The organism is Candidatus Nitrosotalea sinensis, assembly GCF_900143675.1.
Classification (GTDB): Archaea; Thermoproteota; Nitrososphaeria; order Nitrososphaerales; family Nitrosopumilaceae; genus Nitrosotalea; species Nitrosotalea sinensis.
The window spans coordinates 293314-311926 of sequence record NZ_FRFC01000003.1 but is presented as its reverse complement, the minus strand read 5'-3'; the positions used below and the strand labels follow the sequence as shown (position 1 = coordinate 311926).

The window sequence follows — 18613 nt, the reverse complement described above, 5'->3', positions numbered from 1 at the left end:
TTATCTTCCCTTTATCTTGAAGTCCTTTCTAAATGGAGGTATATCTGCCCAATCTTCTGGTAAAAGCAATCGTCGCATATCAGGATGTCCTTCAAAGTATACACCAAACATTTCAAAACACTCTCTTTCATGAAATTCTACACTATAGAATATGTCACGCAATGAAGGAGTTCTAGACATATCAGATCCTGGATTTGGAACATCTTCTCTTGGAACTCGAGTTGCAAGAGCAAATATTTGTCGTCCAAGCTTTTCATCAGTATAAGATCCCAAGTGATAGATTACCTCAATTTCTTTTGAATCAGGATAATCAACGCCGGATACAGATTCTGCATGATCATATTTTAATTCATCCCGGATAAACTTGGCAACTGATATAATATCTTCTCTTTTAGATGTAACCCTAATTCGATCAGACCGTACATAATCAACACGCACCTTGTCTCCAAACTTTGAAGAAATTTTGTCTGCCAAAGATTTTTCAAATTCTGGAATTGGTTTTGGTTTGACAGGTACATCAGGAGATAAATCAAGTCCCTTTTCTTCATAGAATTTTTTTGCTTCATCTTTTGACATGGACTCTGGCTTATTGCCCGTAGTTTTCTCCTCGCCAGTATCCTTAGCCTCTACGTCCTTGTCAATTCCAGAGCTCATTGCTATTTGGCCTTTGTCCGTTTAATTTTTTCTTGAAGTAACATGCATCCTTGAATCAAAGTTTCAGGTCTTGGAGGACATCCCGGAACATAGACATCAACAGGAAGAACCCCATCAATTCCTGGAAGCACGTTATATGAGTCAAAGTATAATCCTCCAGTTATAGCACAGGCACCCATTGCAATCACATATTTTGGATCAGGCATCTGATCATACACCATTCTCAATCTAGGAGCCATTTTTCTGGTAATTGTTCCCATCACTACAATTAGATCACATTGTCGAAGAGAACCAAATGCTTCGATGATACCAAATCTTTCAACATCATATCTAGGACTGGATGCAGCACCAAATTCTACACTGCAACAAGCAGTCTCAAGATGGACAGGCCACAGAGAGTAGATCCTACCCCAGTTTATTGCATAATCAAATGGTTTTCCTACTGCTCTAACTAGAATATCACCAAGTTTTCCTACCAGAACGTTTGTAGCATGAGGAGAATTTTCCGGACTAACTAATTCTTTTAACATTATTGCTTCCCATCCCGAATCTTTGTTATATTCGATTTAAAAGTTACCAAATGTCTTTCCTCCCAGCTTGATATAATGCAAAGGCAAAGGCTGCAAAGATTATAGCAAGAAATCCAATTATTGGAAGAGTTGCGGACTTTGGAAGATTTAGTATACTGCTGCCCCAGGCATACAAAAAGATCGCTGCTACATCAAAGACTACAAACATGAGCACAAATGAGTAATATTGCATCATAAAGTGGGTACGTCCTTCGCCCTTTGGAACCTGACCAGACTCCATAGGCAGGAACTTGACAGGGTTAGGAGTACGTCTTGGAGCGATCATTCTAGATAGGATTAGAGTTGGTCCTGTTGCCACTATTGCAAAAGTGAATAATAATAAAATTGGACTGAAACTACCAGCAGCTTCTCCTACCAAAGTAGCTAACAAGCCAGTCGGAGAGTATAAAAATCTATGCACATTCTACGATCATAATTTTCATTGTAAACAAAATTTTCAAGAATTTTATCAAAATTAAATAATATATTCAATTGTTCAAATATCCTCAAATTGACTACATGATTTCTAAAATGATTGATATATGACAGCAGGAGAGTATCAATATGGTAAATGTAGGACAGAAGGCACCACCTTTTACCTTAGTAGATACAGAATTAAAAATGCGAAGCTTGGATGAGTTTAAAGGAAAAAAAGTTGTCTTGTCATTCTTCGTGGCAGCAAGTTCTCCTGTATGTACAAAGGAAATGTGCACCTTTAGAGACGAGTGGAATGAAATATCAAAACTTGGAGCACATGTAATTGGAATTAGTAATGATGGACCATTTGCAAACAAAGCATTTGCAGAAGCTCAACACCTCAACTTTCCAGTACTTGGAGACTACAAGAGTAAAACCATAAGAGACTATGATGTTCTAATGCCAGACTTGTTGCATGTAAAAGGGTATGATGCAGCAAAGAGATCTGTATTTATTGTAGATGAGGCAGGAACTGTTGTCTATAAATGGGTTTCAGACAATCCGTTGTTAGAGCCAAACTATCAAGAGATCATGGACTTTCTAAAGAAGAAATAACATCTCTTTCAATTTATTTTACAAATATATTACATATCAAATATTTTATAACTAAAATCTAAATATCAAGAAAACAACTAAGATAGAGTGACATTCAAACAAGAAAATTACAAAAATAATTTAGAAACTCGATCTAAAAAACAAAAATCACTACAACGTGAATTTACCAGCCTAATAATAAAAATAATATCAATCGCAGTGACATCATGGGTTGGGTTAACAATCTTTGAGATATTTGCAGCACCTATGGTAGGATTAAAACATCCCCATATTCAAGCAGCAGAGACAGTTGTTACAATAACACTTTCACTAATAGCAGTTATTGCAGTTAGACGCATACTAAAAGAATTTTCACACAAGATACCTGCACAATTTTCTGCAGGCATTTCATTTTTTGCAATAATTTTGATATCATTGATTTCCAGCATATCGTTGCTATACCAATGGAATGTAGCACCAGAAGAGATCTTAGTAGGAGGAGGAGTAGCAGCAATCATCATAGGTATTGGGATATCAACAATAGTAGGAAACATAATCTCAGGAGGGTTAATGTTGACTACATTTCCAGCGAAAATTGGTGATGAAATAGTGATAGTAAATGACAACGTACGTGGAAAGGTTGAGGAGGTAAACGTCTTGTATACAAAGATAGTTACGGATCACAATACAGAATACATCGTTCCAAACAATGCCATAATTCAAGGAAATGTCAGAATAATGAAAGAGATCCCAATAAAGGAACAACTGCCATTTACAGAAGGTGATGAGATTGAGCTGAAAAATTCAACAGACATCTATTCAGGAGTAGTATTCAAGATAAGCCCAAAGTTTACAACTATTTTGTGTGAAAATAAGGAAATTACTGTTGCAAATAGTGCTATATTTGACGGTCAATTCACCATAGTAAAATCACGAAAATAACAATAATTTATTTTAAATTTCAGTTAGAAATTTATTCAATTTCTACAAGTACATCATTTTTAGCAACTGATGCACCTTGTTTCATTTTTATTGATTTTACAACTCCATCTTTGTGAGATTTAATTGAGATCTGCATTTTCATAGATTCTAAAACACAAACTACATCACCTTTTTTTACATTAGATCCAGCTTCGACATTAACTGATACAACTCTTCCAGGAATTTGGCTTTTGAGATTGGCTTGAGAATCAGTAGCAGAGTCAGCACCAGAATTTTTGTATACAATATTATCCATTTCAGGACGCTTGTTAAATGTCAGTTTTACACCATCAATAACCAGAGTTATCTTGTTAGTGCTATTCTCGAGATATTTTGTAATATGATAAGCACTATCTAACATGAATTCTACTTTGTCATGAGTCATTGTGATGACTTTGAGATCTCTTTCTTTTCCTTTAATTTTTAGTACAAACTCATTGTTGCCTGCAGTCTTGACAATTTCACCATCCAAGTTTTCATCTGTATTTTCTAATTTGAATTTCATATCAATGCCTGTCCACTTGTGTTTTCCATCTTACGCCATGTTCTTTACGTGTCTTGATTTTATTTTTGAGAAATTCTGAATGTATGAGAGTAGCAGCAAGTCCGGCCTCAGATTTTTGTGTTGCCTCATCTTTTAGGTCATTTTGTAGCCTATCAAGAATCTTGAATCTATCAAGAAAGTCTGTTGACAGATCACCTGTAATAAACTCCTTGCTGTTTAAGATGGTTTTGTATAATGGTATAGCAGTTTCAACTCCTTCGATGTAAAAGTCAGACAATGCTAAAGACATGCGTTGTCTTGCTTCTTCAAAGTTTTGACCCCATGTGATGAGTTTACCCATAAGTGAGTCATAATATGGAGAAACAGTACAGCCTGGATAGAGATATGTGTCAACTCTAACTCCTGGTCCAGATGGTATGCTAGTATCCCATATTTTTCCAGTAGAAGGTGCAAAGTCCAAAAATGTATCCTCTGCATTTATTCTACATTCTATTGAACATCCATTTACTTTGAGATCCTTTTGTTTGAATGGAATTTCTTCTCCATTTGCAATGTCAATTTGTAATTTAACAAGATCAAGACCGGATACTAATTCAGTTACTGGGTGTTCTACCTGAAGTCTTGCATTTATTTCTATAAAGTAAAATGTTCCATCGTCCAATCTTAGAAACTCTGCAGTTCCTGCATTAAGATAATCAACTGCGATTGCGGCATTGACTGCCAATGCTCCTATCTCATCACGGGTCTTTTGATCTACTACAGGAGATGGAGACATTTCTATGAGTTTTTGATGTCTTCTCTGTATGGAGCATTCTCGTTCAAATATGTGCACCGCATTTCCGTGCTTGTCACGTGCTAACTGAAACTCAATGTGTCGTATTTTTGGCAGAAATTTTTCTACAAATAGAGCAGACTTGCCAAAAGCAGCTTTAGATTCTCCAGAAGCAAGTTCAAAGGCTTGTCGTAATTCCTGTTCATTATGTACTAGTCTAATTCCTCTTCCTCCACCACCAAAGACAGATTTTAGTAAAACGGGGTATCCAATATTATGTGCAATATCTAGTGCTTTTTCTACCTCTTCTACAATTCCGGGACTTCCAGGAACTGTAGGTACTTTAGCTTTTATCATTGCAGCTTTGCATTCCATTTTATCACCACATAGTCTCATTGATTTTCCCGAAGGTCCAATGAAATTCAGATTCTTTTTTTCACAGAGATCTGCAAAGTCTGCGTTTTCAGAGAGAAATCCATACCCAGGATGAATAGCGTCAGCGCCGGAACTAATTGCAGTTTCTGCTATTTTCTCCATGTTAAGATAACTTTGAGCCGGAGGGGCTGGACCAATATGATATGCTTCTGTTGCCATCTTTACATGTTTTGAGTTTACGTCTTCATCAGAATAAACTGCAACTGATTTTATTCCCAATGCATTACATGCCTTAATTACGCGTATTGCGATTTCACCTCTGTTTGCGATTAAAATTTTCTTGATCATGTCTTTCTAGAGATTAATGTTCCCATGTTTTCTTGGAATTCTTCGTTCCCTTTTATTTGCCAAAGCATCTAGGGCTCTTATAAGAGCTGGTCGTGTTTCGGCAGGGTCGATTACTGAATCAATAGTACCATAAGATGCAGCTACATAAGGATTAGCAAATTTTTCTGTAAAGTTGTCTACTAGTTGTTTTTTCAGAGCAACTGGATCTTTTGCAGCATCAAGTTCCTTTCTGTTCATAATCCTCACAGCAGCTTCGGATCCAAGTACTGCTATTTGTGCAGTAGGCCATGCATAATTAACATCAGTACCAAGATTTTTGCTTGCCATAGCTATGTAGGCTCCACCATAAGCTTTACCCATAATCAATGTTATTTTGGGCACAGTGGCTTCACAGTAAGCATACAACAACTTGCTTCCGTGACGAATGATTCCAGCATGTTCTTGTTGGGTTCCAGGCATGTATCCAGGAGTATCCACTAGTGTGATGATTGGTATTCCATAACAATCACAGAATCTGATAAATCGAGATGCCTTGTTAGACGAATCAATATCAAGTGCTCCTGCCAATACCATGGGTTGATTTGCAACAATTCCAACTGTTCTTCCATGAAGTCTTGCAAAACCTACTACGACATTGGGTGCAAATAGTTCATGTATCTCAAAAAATACATGATTATCAACTATGGAATTTATTATTTCTTTGACATCATATGGTTGAAGTGGATTTTCTGGTATGATGTTTATTAAACTATTATCAAGTCTGTTAGGATCATCGCCTGTTTCTACAATGGCAGGTTCTTCAGTGCTGTTCTGTGGAATATACGACAAGAGTGTTTTGGCAATATCCATACACTGATACTCATTTTTACCTACAAAGTGTGCAACACCACTATTTCTTCCATGAGACATTGCTCCACCAAGTTCATCAAAAGATACATCTTCGCCAAGTACTGTCTTTACTACCTCAGGACCAGTAACAAACATTGTAGCAATCTTGTCTGCCATTATGACAAAATCAGTCATAGCCGGAGAATATACTGCTCCACCTGCAGATGGTCCAACACTAATTGTAATTTGCGGAACTACTCCAGATGCCAGTTGATTATGATAGAATATACTTGCAAAACCATCAAGACTTAGAATTCCTTCTTGAATTCTAGCACCACCCGAATCAATTATTCCAATGATGGGGCACCCAACCTTTACTGCATTATTCATCACTTTGGTGATTTTTTTGGCACCCATTTCACTAAGTGTACCTCCAAGAACCGTGAAGTCATATGCAAAGAGAAAGACTTGTCTTCCATGAATTGTGCCATAGCCTGTTATGACTCCATCTCCAAAGAATTTCTTGTTCTGCATATCAAATTCATAATAATGGTGTGTAGTCATTGCATCAATTTCAGTGAAACTTCCTTCATCAAGAAGAAGATCAATTCTTTCTCTAGCGGTGAGCTTACCTTTATCATGCTGACTTTGAATTCTTTCCTCTCCACCGCTTTGTTCTGCTTGTTTCTTTTTATGTAAAAAATTTTTAATTTTTTCAGAGTGCATGATTCGAATTAGAAACTAATGTTAACCTATATTAATTTAATCAGTTTTGACTTCTCGAATACCATCTCGACCACCCTTTGCATTTCGAAAAACATTCATGCCGACATGATAATTTTCCCACAAACCCTCGATTATTTGTAGGTCTTCTCTTGCAATTTGTAGAGATTCTTTGTTAGCCTGTGGATCAGATTCTAATTTTGCTACCAAGTTTCTCTTTTCTACAAGAAGATCCTCCAAACCTACCTCATAGTTTGATTCTCCATGAAAAGCTGGATCTAGTGGAGTTATCTTAGTGGATTTTGCCATTTGTTTTCTAGTTTTAGTGGTTAGATTTTAAGGTTTTAGATACACCACAATCCCAACGTCTTAATTTAGTCCAGTATTTTGAACATAGAATAACAAAAATTCAAGATTCTTTTTTTAACCCCTTTATGACAATTGTATCATGGACTTTTTCCAAGTAGAACCTGCTTATATTTCCAAAGAAGGATGCAGGTTGATCTGGAAAGGAAATGATGAAGATGACCAAGATGTCATAGTCCTAAGTAAAGAGGAATTAGAATCCCTAGTTGAACTACTATCAAAAGAATCTACAGGAAAAGTAGAACTTGAAGACGAATTTAGTACCATATGGGTCAATACAGATACAACACAATTCAGGTTAAAAGAACACAAAATGTTAGAAGTGAAAACTCAGTTACTTAGAAAGGAAATTTTAGAATACAAAAAAATACCCCAGGAGCAAAAACCAATCAAGATTTATCCAAAAGAGTATTTTCCGTCAATAACAATAGAAGATGAAGATAGAACAGAAAATAACAAGACGCTTGATTCCATACTAGGTAACAAGGACAAGACAGTGACACCAGAGAGTGATTTTTTCAGAGTTATTGCAATTCGTAGATCAACTAGAAATTTTGACACAACTAGATTGGTCGAACAATGGAAGATTGATAAGATTCTAGCTGCGGCCGACACTGCTCCAACTGCAGGCAATTTCCAGGGGTTTGAAGTATTTTATGTCAGAAACAAGGAAGTTAAAAAACGTCTCGTAGAAGCAGCAAACAATCAACCATATGTTAATGCACCAGTAGTACTTGTCTTTTGCAAAGACCCCTCTCGGGTAAAAATGAATTTCCGCCCTGAAATTCTTGCCAAGTTTTCTTTACAGGATGCAACCCTTGCAGCAGCATATTCACAAATTGCTGCATCTGCACTTGGATTGAGCTCTATATGGATTGGAATGATTGATGAAGAAAAAGTTAGGCGGATAATTGATACTAATTTGATACCATCATCAATTCTTTGTATTGGATATCCACATCGTAATAGACCACCAAAGTCTAGACGCAAACTAAAAGATTTGATCCATGTAATAGAATAAACATTGCAATGAAACAGTGATATTTTTCATTCCAAGTTCAACAGAGGATATTTCTTTATCACTGCAACTTGATACAGTGAAAAAGCATCTTTTGTATCACTGCATTTCTTGCATATGCACATTTGAGAAACCTTGTCTAGATCACAATTATCTGCAAATTCGCAATCAGGACATCCTGCAGGTCCCCCACAAACTAGACATTTGAGTTGTTTGACTTCTGCACAAGCTTGGTGCTTTACTCCCAAACCCTTGGCCCAGAGTGCGATTTCGCTGACCTCGATTTTTTTGTTACAGACAATACATGTACCAGGAAATTTCATCGGGATTGTACGCCAACTCATTTTAACAGCGCCATTTCCTTTTGTACAATTTCAGTATCATTTTCATCTAGATGCATTTCAATGGATTTATTTTTAATACAATATAGAAGATACGGAAGATAAAATGTAGCAAATGTACTACGTGATACATGTGTTTGCCGTGCAAGAATGCTAGTGAGTTTTTTGATGGCAGCACCATCCCACCTTATTCTGTTAAGAGTGGGCCAAGAAAGATTGAATTTAGAATATTTGATAGATAATCCTGGTTTGTATAGTTTTAACAATATGCTGTCAAGATATCTCAAGAGACGCCATTCTTGATTTTTCATTATTTTTCCATACAACATATCAGCTTCTGACAGGACATCTAGCATTTGTTTTAGCTCATTCGTAGAAATATTGCTTGTTATAATGCTAGAATAAAACGCATTAATTTTTTCTCTAGGATCAGTTCGTAATGAATAGAGTATTGTTTGTGCTTCTTCACTAGATTTGGCATCAAAAAATCTATTTATTGATTCTTCCACATCATTAGTTTCATATGATTTGTCGAGCTGTGGTTCAAATCCACCAGCTAGTGCCTGTGCAGAATTTAAAATTGAGCGTATATCTCCACGTGAATCTATTACAATTTTTATCATACTGCCAATTGGTATAGATTTGTTTTCTTGTTTGAGAATTTTTTCAAGGTAGAATCTCATCAATCTAGGAGGAAGCGGTTTTAGTTTTACAGTTGTTGCAACTTTTTTTATAGATTTCATCTTGTCAGATGTATCAAAATTTGCTGCAAGAATTATTGGCACAGTAGGTTCCTTGAGTATATCAATTAGTGCCTCTACTCCACCAAAATCAGATCGTCCATGTATCCCATCTACTTCATCAATGAAGATCATTGGTTTGCCAAGTACGCTACGATTTCCAAGTACTGGACTGAGAATTTCTTGAATTTTTTGTTTGTTTCTCACATCACTTGCATTCATACTTATAAGATCATACCCAAATTGTTTGGCCCCCAATACGGCCATGGTTGTCTTTCCAATTCCGGGAGGACCAACTAGTAAGATGGGTTTTGTTCCTTTAATCCACTTTCCAAGCCACTTTACAAAAGATTCCTTTGCTTCTTCATTCCCAATCATCTCAAGTAGATTAGTTGGCCTATATTTTTCAGACCACATCATATGAAATCACTTTGGAATTTTTGATTCAAATTCCTTCCATAGTTTCTCTTTTGATAGTTGGTTAAACCAATACATGTTGTAATGTTCTACTGTTAGAAAGAGAAATTCCAGAAAATCTCTGTGTGAAAAATTTTCAGGCAATAATTCCAAGGCAAGTCGTGCCTCTCCTAGATAGATATCACTTTTCTTCATGGTAAACTCAAATCCTTTTTGAACATCTCCTGTAAGAAATGTGTAGTAAAGCGGCCATGAGGGAACTTTGACAAATTTATTTTTTATAGAATCTTCAACTTCATTTCCACAGCCAACAGATTCTGCTGCCTTTGCCATTCCCAGATAAAATATCTCTCCAAGTGGAAATCTTGTAAGAGTCATATTCTTTCCAGCAGTTCCCATAACTGCACGGTATTTTTTATAACATTGAATCATTTCTTCTTCAGATATGGATTTGGGATTCATTTTTAATTTGTAATCGACATATTGACCTATTCTCGCATCTTTGAATCCTCGCTCAAATTCTTCCAATACTTCTTTTCCTCCCGTAGAAATTTTGTCTCTTGCAAGTTTTAGAATATATGGGTTCATCAGTTTATAGTCGTCAAGAAATTCCACATCTTCATCTCTATCCATTATTCTATCCATAGGTTCACTGAGATCAATTGCTATGATATGACCATCTATAATGTCAGTTTTTTTCTTGGGATTATCATCATCACCGAAATATTGAGCGGAAGCATCATACAAAGCGCTGAAAACTGGAAATGTCATTTTGACAAAATTAGAATTTAGTATTCTAGATACCCTATCAAGAAGTGTCTCATAATTTTCAAGTCTTTTTCGAACCTCATCAATCTGAGATTTTTGTAGGATTATCTCAGTAGAGCCCACTTCTTTTGCAAATTTTTCCTGGGTTTCAAATGGATTAGGATCTGATTTTATTTCATTTAGTAGATCTTCGGTAAATCTTTTAGTAAATTTTGGAAATTCTTCCTCTGCCTCTTTTTTGTATTTATCAAATAGCCGATATCCCTTACTCTTGAACAAGGCTTGTTTAACAATATCTTTACCGGGTTTAGTGGACAAAAGAGCCTCCTTACTAAAGATAGAATCGTCTTTACTGCTCACACAATGGCACTCACTTTTTTGCTATTTATGCATTCAGTCTGTTTTTTATTACTTAAAATAAATTAGGATCAGCAAAAGAAAACTTGTGAAAGTAATCGAAATTTTGGAAGAAGCTGCAAAAAGAGTACACAAAAATGTCAAACACCTTGCAGGAACTAAAGAATCTGGAACAGATCATGGGGTAGGAGCGGGAGGAGACATTTCACGCCGTATTGATATTGTTGCAGAAAAGACAGTTCTGGATTATCTACGTGAAATAAATTTCGAATGTACCGTTTTTGGAGAAGAATGTGGAATGGTAGAGTTATCTCCAAATCCAAAGGGTTTTGTCATAATGGATGCAATAGATGGTTCCACTAATGCAGTCAGAGGTTTGCCTTTCTATTGTTGCTCACTTGCATTTACTCCAGAAGATAGACTTGGTTCTGTCACGGATGGAGTTGTAATGGATTTACATAATGGTGATCTATATTCGGCCTCAAAAGGGAAAGGTGCATACATGAATGGTAAAAAAATTCAGGTACACAAAGAAAAACCAGTGTACTTTGTTGTTGGAGTAGATATTTCAGGAATATCATCTGATGCATTGCCACGACTAGCACCAATTCTTGCAGCATCAAATCATGTAAGACATTTTGGAGCAGTAGCTTTAGAGCTTGCAATATTTGCTCGAGGATTAGTTGATGTCTTTGTTGATTTAAGAAGAAAATTAAGAATCACGGATATTGCTGCAGGATATCTAATAGCATTAGAGGCAGGTGGATATGTTGTTGATGAAAATTACATGCCTCTTGATTCAAATTTGAGCTACGACAAAAGGATCTCATTTATTGCTGCCGCAAACAAGGAAACACTTGCAGAGACCATGAGAAAGCTCGGATTACCAAATAATGCCTAAAACATATCCTTGGAAAAAAGTTATGGCGCCCTTGGCGGGATTTGAACACGCGTCGAGGCCGTGACAGGGCCCCATTCTAGACCGGGTTTTACGAGGATAGGCATAACCACATCCCCTCTATACTACAAGGGCGTTGAAGTATTTTGGAAGAAAATCTGAGTTTAAAGCTTTCTTTTCTTCTAGAAATTTTGTAAAAGACTAAATTATACACAACTATGACCCTTCGCTATGGGTTCGTAGCTCAGCCAGGTAGAGTACCGGACTTTTAATCCGGCTGTCCGGGGTCCGAATCCCCGCGAACCCGTTTAAAATCAATAAAAATTGCCTTACATGGAATCAGGCGTGCAATATCAACAAAACTACTATTTTTACATCAAACAGCCCAAAAATAGGAGAATTCTAACTAACTTAGGTTCAGTTCTGGAAACTCTGCTTGTTTGATTCCCAGATCATGCTGCAATGTTCTGATTTTCTTTGCATATTCGGCCATTCGGGTATTGTCACTCTGCACTTTGGCTATCTTGTATCCACGCCATGCTTTTTTGAGTGCACCCCATGTCTGACCCGCAGTGTAGTTAGGGTTGTTTGTTTGTGGCTGTACGAATTGGTACATACTAGCAGATGAGTTGTAAAAAATGAATATCAGTACATATGTTAAGTAAAATCAATATAAAAGTCAAGTTTCTCACATTAAATTTAGATAATTTCTAACTTTTATGTATAATAACTTAATTTTTCTACATTTTTGATATATTTTAGGTTTTGTTTTTTATTAAGGTCTTCAAGTTATTTTCAAGATTTTCAATTGCTTCACTTACTTCATTTGTTCTCTTACGTGTACCCGTTGCATATGCTTGGATCTTTCTTCTTCTTTCTGAAATCATTCTTTGCTGTTCACTTTTGCCAGAAGACCCCTGTGATCTTCTTGTTTGTAGTGAAGATTCAGGAGTTGTAGTTTGTATAATCTGATAGAGTTCTTTTACATCAATTTCATTAGTTGGAATGGTTTCTTTCACTTCAGATATGGACAATTGTGTTAGTGATTTATTTGAATTTGCAGCTAGTTGTACTAGATGACCAACTATTTTATGAGACACTCGAAAAGGCACTCCTTTTCGCACTAAATGTTCTGCAACATCAAGAGAGATAGAGAATCCTTCGTCTATTGCTTGGCGTAATTTTTTTTCATTGATAGTCATAGTTTGAAGAAGAGAGTTGATCACAAGTAATGACGATATTACTATTGTAGTCGTAGGCCCTATCGAGACTTTGATTTGTTGTAGATCTCTGTTATATCCAGATGGGAGTCCTTTGAGATTTGACAAAATTGCCATTTGATATCCTATGACTTGAGCTGTTTTTCCTCGAATTAATTCAAGAATATCAGGATTTTTCTTCTGAGGCATAACACTTGATGTAGATGTGAATTTGTCTGATAGTTCGATGAAAGAAAATTCAGAGGTAGACCATATAATGAAATCTTCTGCCATTCGACTTAGATTTGTCATAAGAATTGAGGAATTACCCACATATTCCGCTACAAAATCTCTAGATGATGTTGCATCAATTGAATTCTCTATCAATCCCTTAAATCCAAGCATTTTTGCAGTAAGCTGTCTATCAATTGGAATACTTGTTCCTCCCACAGGTCCTGCTCCAAGTGGAGATTCATTGATTCTACCATATGCCACATAGAACCTATCAAGATCTCGAAATAATGCATCAGCATATGCAAGAAGGAAATGTGAGAACAATCCAACTTGTGCTTGTTGAAGATGCGTATATAGTGGCATAATCGTATTTTGGTGTTTTTCAGATAACTGGACTAGTGTAGATATGACTTCGGTCAAACAAAAACAGATATTGTTAACATCATCACGTATCTTCATTCGCATATCAAGAGTAACTTGATCATTTCTTGAACGTGCAGTATGCATTTTTCCGCCTGCTTCTTTTCCAGCTTTTTTTATCACCAGTGATTCAATTAGCTCATGAATGTCTTCTGCCTCAGATTTTGCAGAAAATTTTACTTTTTTTAGTTTCTCTAATGCACCAAGAATCTTTTGTGCTTCTATTTTTGTGATAATTTTATTTTCTAAAAGCATGAGAGTGTGAGCTTGGCTTCCAAGAATGTCATACTTGGCAATTTGGAAATCATCAGAGATTGATGAAAGAAATTCTAACGTATTTTCATCTAGTTTCCCTTCTAATCTAGATCTGTACATCAATTTAGGAATTAAAATGGTTATATATAGCATAGACGCTTTTTTGAATTATGTCGCAGGCATCTCAAGACTTGAGGAGACAAATCTTTGATGAACTAACAAAAATAGTTGATCCTGAAATAAATGTCTCAATAATGGAACTTGAGTTAGTAGACAACATAGACATTGCAGGGTCTGAAGTAAAAATTGATCTTCATTTGACCAGTCCATTTTGTCCTGCAATATTCGGATTTAAGATAGCACAGGATGTTCATGACAGTTTGCTCAAGATAGATGGGATAAATGATGTAAAATTGAATGTCTCGAATCATTTTATGGCAGAAGCCATAAACAATCAGGTAAATTCTAGTAAGAATCCCAAAAAACCCTAAGACAAGAAAATATTATTTTCTGAATCCTAAGAGATATCCTCTAAGTAATTGAATTGCCATTGCTGGGTCTACACCTTTTGGACATACATGACTACAAGATCCTGCAAAGTGACATCTCCAGATACCATGAGAATCATCAATTACTTTTAGCCTATCGTCTTTTCCTTTGTCACGATTATCTGCAACATACCTATAAGCTTGTGCAAGTCCCTGTGGACCAATAAATGAGGTATCTGTAGCCATAGTTGGGCAAGCAGAGTTACACAAGCCACATTTGATACAATAAGAGAATTGTAGAAACTTTTCAAGATCTTCTGGTTTTTGTATGAATTCCTTAGAACCAGGAGTAATCTCAGAATCCTCCCTTATGATAAAGGGTTTTATTTTTTTGTGATTCGAAATTAGTTGCTTAAAGTCAACTGCAAGATCCCGAATTATTGGAAAGTTGTTCATTGGCTCAACTGTAATCACATTTGAATTCAATTCGGAAATCTTGGTGTAACAAGCTAGGGCAGGCTTGCCATTAATTTTCATACCACATGAACCACATGATGCTTGTCTGCAAGAATATCGTACTGCCACAGAGTGATCAAAATGCTGCTTTACATACAATATTGCTTCAAGAACTGTTGTCCATTTTTGTATTGGAATTTGAAATTCAGCAAAAGAAGCTTCTTGTCCTTCAGATGGATTTGATCGAGCAATTCTGAGAGTAATAGTATTGGGTTGATTTGTAGTTTTTGAATCTTCAGACGGTTTTTGTGTCTCTGCAACTGCCATATCTACGAAGCTCCCATTCCCGCCATCAATATAGTTCTTGAGCCATAAGCAATCAATGCAGCCATTGCAGCAAGAGAACCATAGTTAATCATTTTCTCATATGTTGATCCTTGTTTTAATTCTAAGAGTATCACTCGAAGACCATTAAATCCATGTACAGAAAGTAAAATCAACACAGCTTCAAGCATCAATGCATATGGGAGGAAGTGATAATTTGCAATGACATTCTGATATTGTAAAGAGTCAGAAAATTTTTGCGACATCCTCATCAAAATATGTACTGCTACGAGTGCCACAGCTCCTAGTGCTGTCCCATAATGTATTTTCATGATGATACTTTCTCGCATTTTACTCACCAAATAGTACTGATGCACCATACATCATAGCTAGTGCTGCAAGAGCGATTGAGACCCAGATGCAAAGTCTTTGTTTATAATTAAGGGATGCAGCCTTGTAGGGGTATTCTGGTTGCCCAGGTTTTCCTACACCTATACCTCCATGTCCAAGCATCACTCTTATTCCATTTGCAGTATGAAATACACACATGCCGATTACAAGAGTAAGAAAGAGATGGCCTTGAGTAGTTTGAGTAAATTCAAGCATCTTATCCCATGCAATCTTTCCGTTTACGATTGTACTTGTTTCATAAATGTGACCTATCAGGTAAGCAAGCAACCCAAGTCCTGTCAGTCTCTGAAGCCAATATGCGACTCGCTCCATTCCATAGCGTGTCGGATTTGCCATTCCCTTTATGCCTTCACGGTTTGACAATCTTTCTGCCACTAGTATTTCCTCTCCACTGGCTTGTATTTAGTGATAGTTACTGGATGAGTCTTTAGAACAGGTTCCTTTGTGTCATAATAAACAAGGGTATGGTGTAAGAAGTTCTTATCATCTCTATCAGGATAGTCCACTCTTGCGTGAGCTCCCCTAGATTCTTTTCTTGCAATAGCACCCATTAAAATCACTTCAGCAACACGAAACATAGAATCTAATTCCATCACGTTTGTAAAATTAGTATTGTACTCTTTGGCTTTATCATCAACATGTTTCCAGGTTTGTTGATGTAGTTTTCGTACTTGTTTTAGTCCTTCAACAAGATCACTTTCTGTTCTAAAGACATATGCTTTTGAGTTCATAATATCAGTCAATTCTTGTCTAACTTCATATGGATTTGCACTTCCACTTCCTCTGAATATACCATCGTAGATTCTTTTTTCTTCATTTGCGATTAGGTGTATTGGAAATTGAGGTTGTGGTTTTCCTTCAAGAATATATTTCGCAGCCAACTCTCCAGTTATTTTTCCCCATACAAGACATTCTGCAGTAGAGTTTGCTCCCAGTCTATTTGCACCATGTACACTGTTACAAGCAGCTTCCCCTGCTGCCCATATTCCTTGTATTTCTGTTGCACCATCAATGTTTGTGTGAATCCCCCCCATCATGTAATGACATACAGGTCTCACATCAATTGGTTCATTGATAGGATCTACGCCTGAGAATTTCAGTGAGATTTCTCTAATTGCAGGTAGCTTTCCAATTAGTACCTCTTTACCAAGATGTGTAAGATCTAATTTCAGACACTCGACCCCGGTCTCGTTTTTGAAACCTCTTCCTTCATTTATTTCAGTCATCATTGCACGTGAAACAACATCTCTTGATGCAAGTTCAAGTTTTGTTGGAGCATATTTTTTCATGAATCTTTCTCCATTTTTATTGAGTAGATATCCACCTTCTCCTCTTGCACCTTCTGTAATCAAAATTCCTGATGGAAGTATTCCAGTAGGATGAAACTGGACAAATTCCATATCTTTTAGTGCCATACCTGCACGATAGGCCATGTCTAAGCCATCAGGAGTAGAAGCTAGTGCATAAGTTGAGAAACTGTATACACGTCCAGCTCCACCCGTTGCAATTATGAGCGCTTTAGCTTTGAACATGTAAAAGTTGCCACTTGCCATCTCTATTGCAGTAATACCGCAAAAGCGTTGACCATCATGAATTATTGATGTAACAAACCACTCATTGTAAAATTCAATATTATCAAATTTTTGGCACGTATCATACAAAGTCTGCATTTCGTAGAATCCAACTTTATCTTGCGCATACGTTGCACGATTAAAGCTATAACCTCCAAATGCTCGTTGACCTATTCTTCCATCTTCTCTTCTTGACCAAGGCATGCCCCAATGCTCAAGCTGATATACTTCAGAGGGCATTTCTTGTACAAGTCTTTCAATTACATCTTGATCTCCAAGAAAGTCGCTTCCTTTCACAGTATCATAAACATGAGATTCCAGAGAATCTCCTTCTTCAGGATACAGCACTGCAGCTGTTCCACCTTCGGCAGATACAGAATGAGAACGCATAACTTGAAGTTTCGATACAACTCCAATCTTTATCGTTGAACTGACTTTTGCCGCTTGAATTGCCGCTCTAAGACCAGCAAGGCCAGAACCAACTATCAAAAGGTCAAGTTCTATGCTGTTAACCATTATTCGACATTCTCCTTTCCAGGCTTCATAAATATGTCTTGTGAAGGATTTCTGCTAATATTTACCATACATCGTAGTATCAACACCATCTGCCGTAAAACTCAAGACATTTTTTAATGATTTTTACATATTATGAAAAAGATCTGTTGTATAACTGGCTTGAGATTAATCAAATAATAAATAATTGTATAACGCCATAGCCACAGTGGCCAATATTAGAAAGTTATTACTAGATAAGTCAAAACCTCTTGTGTTTCCAGGTGTCTACGATGCGATAACTGCAAGAATATCTCAAAAAGCAGGATTTGAAGCAATGTTTCAAACTGGGTATGGCACATCCGCAGCATTACTCGGTATGCCAGACTATGGTTTCATAGGATCAACTGAAACAATTGAAAATGCGAGAAGAATATGCAAATCAGTGTCAGTCCCAGTCATTGTTGATGCAGATACAGGTTACGGAAATCCATTAAGCGTATGGAAACTTGTCAATGAATTAGAAGCAGTAGGAGCTTCAGGAATATTTCTTGAAGATCAAAAGTGGCCAAAAAGATGTGGACACATGTCTGGTAAAGAAGTAATTCCAAAAGAAGAATATGTGGAAAAACTCAGAGCTGCAGTAGAAGCTAGGAAGAATAAGGATTTCATAATTGTTGCAAGGACAGATGCAAGAGCTACAGAAGGTCTTGATGCTGCAATAGAGAGGGGTCTACTTTACAAAAAGATAGGTGCAGACGCCATATTTGTCGAGGCTCCAAAAACAGTAGAAGAAATGAAGAAAATAGGAAGATCAATCAAAGCACCATTGGTTGCAAATATGATAGAGGGGGGAGCCACACCGGTACTCCCAGCCAAAGAATTACACAGGATGGGATTCAATCTTATTTTATATCCATTGTCTGTTCTTTATGCAAATACGTTTTCTACTCTACAGATTTTGAAAGAGTTGAAGAAGAATGGAACAACGTTAAAGTTGAAAAAATCTCTTGTGAACTTTAATGAATTCAATGATATAGTTGACCTTTCAAAATTTAAGAAAATGGAAAATAGATATTCAACAAAATAAAT

At 36.5% G+C, this 18613-nt stretch carries 22 protein-coding genes and 2 tRNA genes; 7 read left to right on the top strand and 17 right to left on the bottom strand.

Annotation, left to right across the window (positions count from 1 at the left end; genetic code table 11):
- Genes NSIN_RS03325 through NSIN_RS03315 form a run of 3 tightly spaced genes read right to left on the bottom strand, consistent with a single transcriptional unit; the run spans window position 1 to window position 1602 of the window.
- Window positions 1–654 (bottom strand): NADH-quinone oxidoreductase subunit C, encoded by a 654-nt coding sequence (locus NSIN_RS03325; RefSeq protein WP_101009379.1) that lies wholly within the window; start codon window positions 652–654, stop codon window positions 1–3.
- 2 nt (window positions 655–656) lie between these two features.
- Entirely contained in the window at window positions 657–1184 is a 528-nt protein-coding gene (locus NSIN_RS03320; protein ID WP_101009378.1) for an NADH-quinone oxidoreductase subunit B, read from the bottom strand.
- Between the two features lie 43 nt (window positions 1185–1227).
- Window positions 1228–1602 (bottom strand): NADH-quinone oxidoreductase subunit A, encoded by a 375-nt coding sequence (locus tag NSIN_RS03315; RefSeq protein ID WP_177346284.1) that lies wholly within the window; start codon window positions 1600–1602, stop codon window positions 1228–1230.
- A 185-nt stretch (window positions 1603–1787) separates the two neighbouring features.
- On the opposite strand from NSIN_RS03315, the gene NSIN_RS03310 reads away from it, so the two are divergent.
- On the top strand, window positions 1788–2255 hold the full coding sequence (locus NSIN_RS03310) for a redoxin domain-containing protein (RefSeq protein WP_101009377.1): 468 nt from the start codon (window positions 1788–1790) through the stop codon (window positions 2253–2255).
- A gap of 87 nt (window positions 2256–2342) precedes the next feature.
- Entirely contained in the window at window positions 2343–3176 is an 834-nt protein-coding gene (locus NSIN_RS03305) for a mechanosensitive ion channel domain-containing protein (RefSeq protein ID WP_101009376.1), read from the top strand.
- Window positions 3177–3207: 31 nt separating this feature from the next.
- On the opposite strand, the gene NSIN_RS03300 is transcribed toward NSIN_RS03305, so the two are convergent.
- The 4 genes from NSIN_RS03300 to NSIN_RS03285 are packed head-to-tail and all read right to left on the bottom strand — an operon-like array spanning window position 3208 to window position 7075.
- Window positions 3208–3720, bottom strand: a complete 513-nt coding sequence (locus tag NSIN_RS03300; RefSeq protein WP_101009375.1) for an acetyl-CoA carboxylase biotin carboxyl carrier protein subunit — start codon at window positions 3718–3720, stop codon at window positions 3208–3210.
- Between the two features lies 1 nt (window position 3721).
- Window positions 3722–5215: an acetyl-CoA carboxylase biotin carboxylase subunit gene (locus NSIN_RS03295; protein ID WP_101009374.1), complete on the bottom strand. Its 1494-nt coding sequence runs from the start codon at window positions 5213–5215 to the stop codon at window positions 3722–3724.
- 6 nt (window positions 5216–5221) lie between these two features.
- Entirely contained in the window at window positions 5222–6769 is a 1548-nt protein-coding gene (locus NSIN_RS03290; protein ID WP_101009373.1) for an acyl-CoA carboxylase subunit beta, read from the bottom strand.
- Between the two features lie 36 nt (window positions 6770–6805).
- On the bottom strand, window positions 6806–7075 hold the full coding sequence (locus tag NSIN_RS03285; RefSeq protein ID WP_101009372.1) for a hypothetical protein: 270 nt from the start codon (window positions 7073–7075) through the stop codon (window positions 6806–6808).
- 139 nt (window positions 7076–7214) lie between these two features.
- Here NSIN_RS03285 and NSIN_RS03280 point away from each other — a divergent pair, with 139 nt between their 5' ends.
- On the top strand, window positions 7215–8153 hold the full coding sequence (locus NSIN_RS03280; RefSeq protein ID WP_101009371.1) for a nitroreductase family protein: 939 nt from the start codon (window positions 7215–7217) through the stop codon (window positions 8151–8153).
- Window positions 8154–8179: 26 nt separating this feature from the next.
- Here the strand turns inward: NSIN_RS03280 and NSIN_RS03275 are convergent, their stop codons facing one another.
- The 3 genes from NSIN_RS03275 to NSIN_RS03265 are packed head-to-tail and all read right to left on the bottom strand — an operon-like array spanning window position 8180 to window position 10776.
- Window positions 8180–8494 (bottom strand): hypothetical protein, encoded by a 315-nt coding sequence (locus NSIN_RS03275; protein ID WP_101009370.1) that lies wholly within the window; start codon window positions 8492–8494, stop codon window positions 8180–8182.
- Window positions 8491–9651: an AAA family ATPase gene (locus tag NSIN_RS03270; RefSeq protein WP_320410665.1), complete on the bottom strand. Its 1161-nt coding sequence runs from the start codon at window positions 9649–9651 to the stop codon at window positions 8491–8493. Before NSIN_RS03270 ends, NSIN_RS03275 begins: the two co-directional genes overlap by 4 nt.
- A 6-nt stretch (window positions 9652–9657) precedes the next feature.
- A complete protein-coding gene (locus tag NSIN_RS03265) occupies window positions 9658–10776 on the bottom strand; it encodes a hypothetical protein (protein ID WP_101009369.1) in 1119 nt (372 codons plus the stop codon).
- Between the two features lie 85 nt (window positions 10777–10861).
- Between NSIN_RS03265 and NSIN_RS03260 the strand changes: the two genes are divergently transcribed.
- A complete protein-coding gene (locus tag NSIN_RS03260; protein WP_101009368.1) occupies window positions 10862–11674 on the top strand; it encodes an inositol monophosphatase family protein in 813 nt (270 codons plus the stop codon).
- A gap of 23 nt (window positions 11675–11697) precedes the next feature.
- On the opposite strand, the gene NSIN_RS03255 is transcribed toward NSIN_RS03260, so the two are convergent.
- Window positions 11698–11806 (bottom strand) — tRNA-Asp (locus NSIN_RS03255).
- A 98-nt stretch (window positions 11807–11904) separates the two neighbouring features.
- Here NSIN_RS03255 and NSIN_RS03250 point away from each other — a divergent pair.
- A tRNA-Lys gene (locus NSIN_RS03250) sits at window positions 11905–11978 on the top strand.
- 99 nt (window positions 11979–12077) lie between these two features.
- Here the strand turns inward: NSIN_RS03250 and NSIN_RS03245 are convergent.
- Together NSIN_RS03245 and argH are read right to left on the bottom strand one after the other, a co-directional pair.
- The gene (locus tag NSIN_RS03245; RefSeq protein ID WP_101009367.1) at window positions 12078–12287 is read right to left on the bottom strand and encodes a hypothetical protein; all 210 of its coding nucleotides are present in this window, start codon (window positions 12285–12287) and stop codon (window positions 12078–12080) included.
- A 142-nt stretch (window positions 12288–12429) separates the two neighbouring features.
- Entirely contained in the window at window positions 12430–13899 is a 1470-nt protein-coding gene (gene argH / locus NSIN_RS03240; protein WP_101010014.1) for an argininosuccinate lyase, read from the bottom strand.
- 50 nt (window positions 13900–13949) lie between these two features.
- On the opposite strand from argH, the gene NSIN_RS03235 reads away from it, so the two are divergent.
- A complete protein-coding gene (locus tag NSIN_RS03235) occupies window positions 13950–14270 on the top strand; it encodes a metal-sulfur cluster assembly factor (protein WP_101009366.1) in 321 nt (106 codons plus the stop codon).
- 12 nt (window positions 14271–14282) lie between these two features.
- Here the strand turns inward: NSIN_RS03235 and NSIN_RS03230 are convergent, their stop codons facing one another.
- The 4 genes from NSIN_RS03230 to NSIN_RS03215 are packed head-to-tail and all read right to left on the bottom strand — an operon-like array spanning window position 14283 to window position 17545.
- Window positions 14283–15050, bottom strand: coding sequence for a succinate dehydrogenase/fumarate reductase iron-sulfur subunit (locus tag NSIN_RS03230; RefSeq protein ID WP_101009365.1), 768 nt, complete (start codon window positions 15048–15050; stop codon window positions 14283–14285).
- A 2-nt stretch (window positions 15051–15052) separates the two neighbouring features.
- Window positions 15053–15397, bottom strand: a complete 345-nt coding sequence (locus NSIN_RS03225; RefSeq protein ID WP_101009364.1) for a succinate dehydrogenase — start codon at window positions 15395–15397, stop codon at window positions 15053–15055.
- A 1-nt stretch (window position 15398) separates the two neighbouring features.
- Window positions 15399–15794, bottom strand: a complete 396-nt coding sequence (locus NSIN_RS03220; protein ID WP_101010012.1) for a succinate dehydrogenase — start codon at window positions 15792–15794, stop codon at window positions 15399–15401.
- Window positions 15795–15832: 38 nt separating this feature from the next.
- Entirely contained in the window at window positions 15833–17545 is a 1713-nt protein-coding gene (locus NSIN_RS03215) for a succinate dehydrogenase/fumarate reductase flavoprotein subunit (protein ID WP_101009363.1), read from the bottom strand.
- A 205-nt stretch (window positions 17546–17750) separates the two neighbouring features.
- Here NSIN_RS03215 and NSIN_RS03210 point away from each other — a divergent pair, with 205 nt between their 5' ends.
- The gene (locus NSIN_RS03210) at window positions 17751–18611 is read left to right on the top strand and encodes an isocitrate lyase/PEP mutase family protein (RefSeq protein ID WP_101009362.1); all 861 of its coding nucleotides are present in this window, start codon (window positions 17751–17753) and stop codon (window positions 18609–18611) included.
- The last annotated feature ends 2 nt before the right edge of the window (window positions 18612–18613 follow it).

Bases quoted from the DNA above. Each gene is read 5' to 3' on its own strand.
- NSIN_RS03285 (WP_101009372.1), bottom strand. From the start codon at position 7,075: ATGGCAAAATCCACTAAGATAACTCCACTAGATCCAGCTTTTCATGGA.
- NSIN_RS03300 (WP_101009375.1), bottom strand. From the start codon at position 3,720: ATGAAATTCAAATTAGAAAATACAGATGAAAACTTGGATGGTGAAATT.
- NSIN_RS03270 (WP_320410665.1), bottom strand. From the start codon at position 9,651: ATGATGTGGTCTGAAAAATATAGGCCAACTAATCTACTTGAGATGATT.
- NSIN_RS03320 (WP_101009378.1), bottom strand. From the start codon at position 1,184: ATGTTAAAAGAATTAGTTAGTCCGGAAAATTCTCCTCATGCTACAAAC.
- NSIN_RS03310 (WP_101009377.1), top strand. From the start codon at position 1,788: ATGGTAAATGTAGGACAGAAGGCACCACCTTTTACCTTAGTAGATACA.
- NSIN_RS03220 (WP_101010012.1), bottom strand. From the start codon at position 15,794: ATGGCAAATCCGACACGCTATGGAATGGAGCGAGTCGCATATTGGCTT.
- NSIN_RS03230 (WP_101009365.1), bottom strand. From the start codon at position 15,050: ATGGCAGTTGCAGAGACACAAAAACCGTCTGAAGATTCAAAAACTACA.
- NSIN_RS03215 (WP_101009363.1), bottom strand. From the start codon at position 17,545: ATGGTTAACAGCATAGAACTTGACCTTTTGATAGTTGGTTCTGGCCTT.
- NSIN_RS03275 (WP_101009370.1), bottom strand. From the start codon at position 8,494: ATGAGTTGGCGTACAATCCCGATGAAATTTCCTGGTACATGTATTGTC.
- NSIN_RS03290 (WP_101009373.1), bottom strand. From the start codon at position 6,769: ATGCACTCTGAAAAAATTAAAAATTTTTTACATAAAAAGAAACAAGCA.
- NSIN_RS03295 (WP_101009374.1), bottom strand. From the start codon at position 5,215: ATGATCAAGAAAATTTTAATCGCAAACAGAGGTGAAATCGCAATACGC.
- NSIN_RS03225 (WP_101009364.1), bottom strand. From the start codon at position 15,397: ATGCGAGAAAGTATCATCATGAAAATACATTATGGGACAGCACTAGGA.
- NSIN_RS03280 (WP_101009371.1), top strand. From the start codon at position 7,215: ATGGACTTTTTCCAAGTAGAACCTGCTTATATTTCCAAAGAAGGATGC.
- NSIN_RS03325 (WP_101009379.1), bottom strand. From the start codon at position 654: ATGAGCTCTGGAATTGACAAGGACGTAGAGGCTAAGGATACTGGCGAG.
- NSIN_RS03245 (WP_101009367.1), bottom strand. From the start codon at position 12,287: ATGTACCAATTCGTACAGCCACAAACAAACAACCCTAACTACACTGCG.
- NSIN_RS03235 (WP_101009366.1), top strand. From the start codon at position 13,950: ATGTCGCAGGCATCTCAAGACTTGAGGAGACAAATCTTTGATGAACTA.
- argH (WP_101010014.1), bottom strand. From the start codon at position 13,899: ATGTACAGATCTAGATTAGAAGGGAAACTAGATGAAAATACGTTAGAA.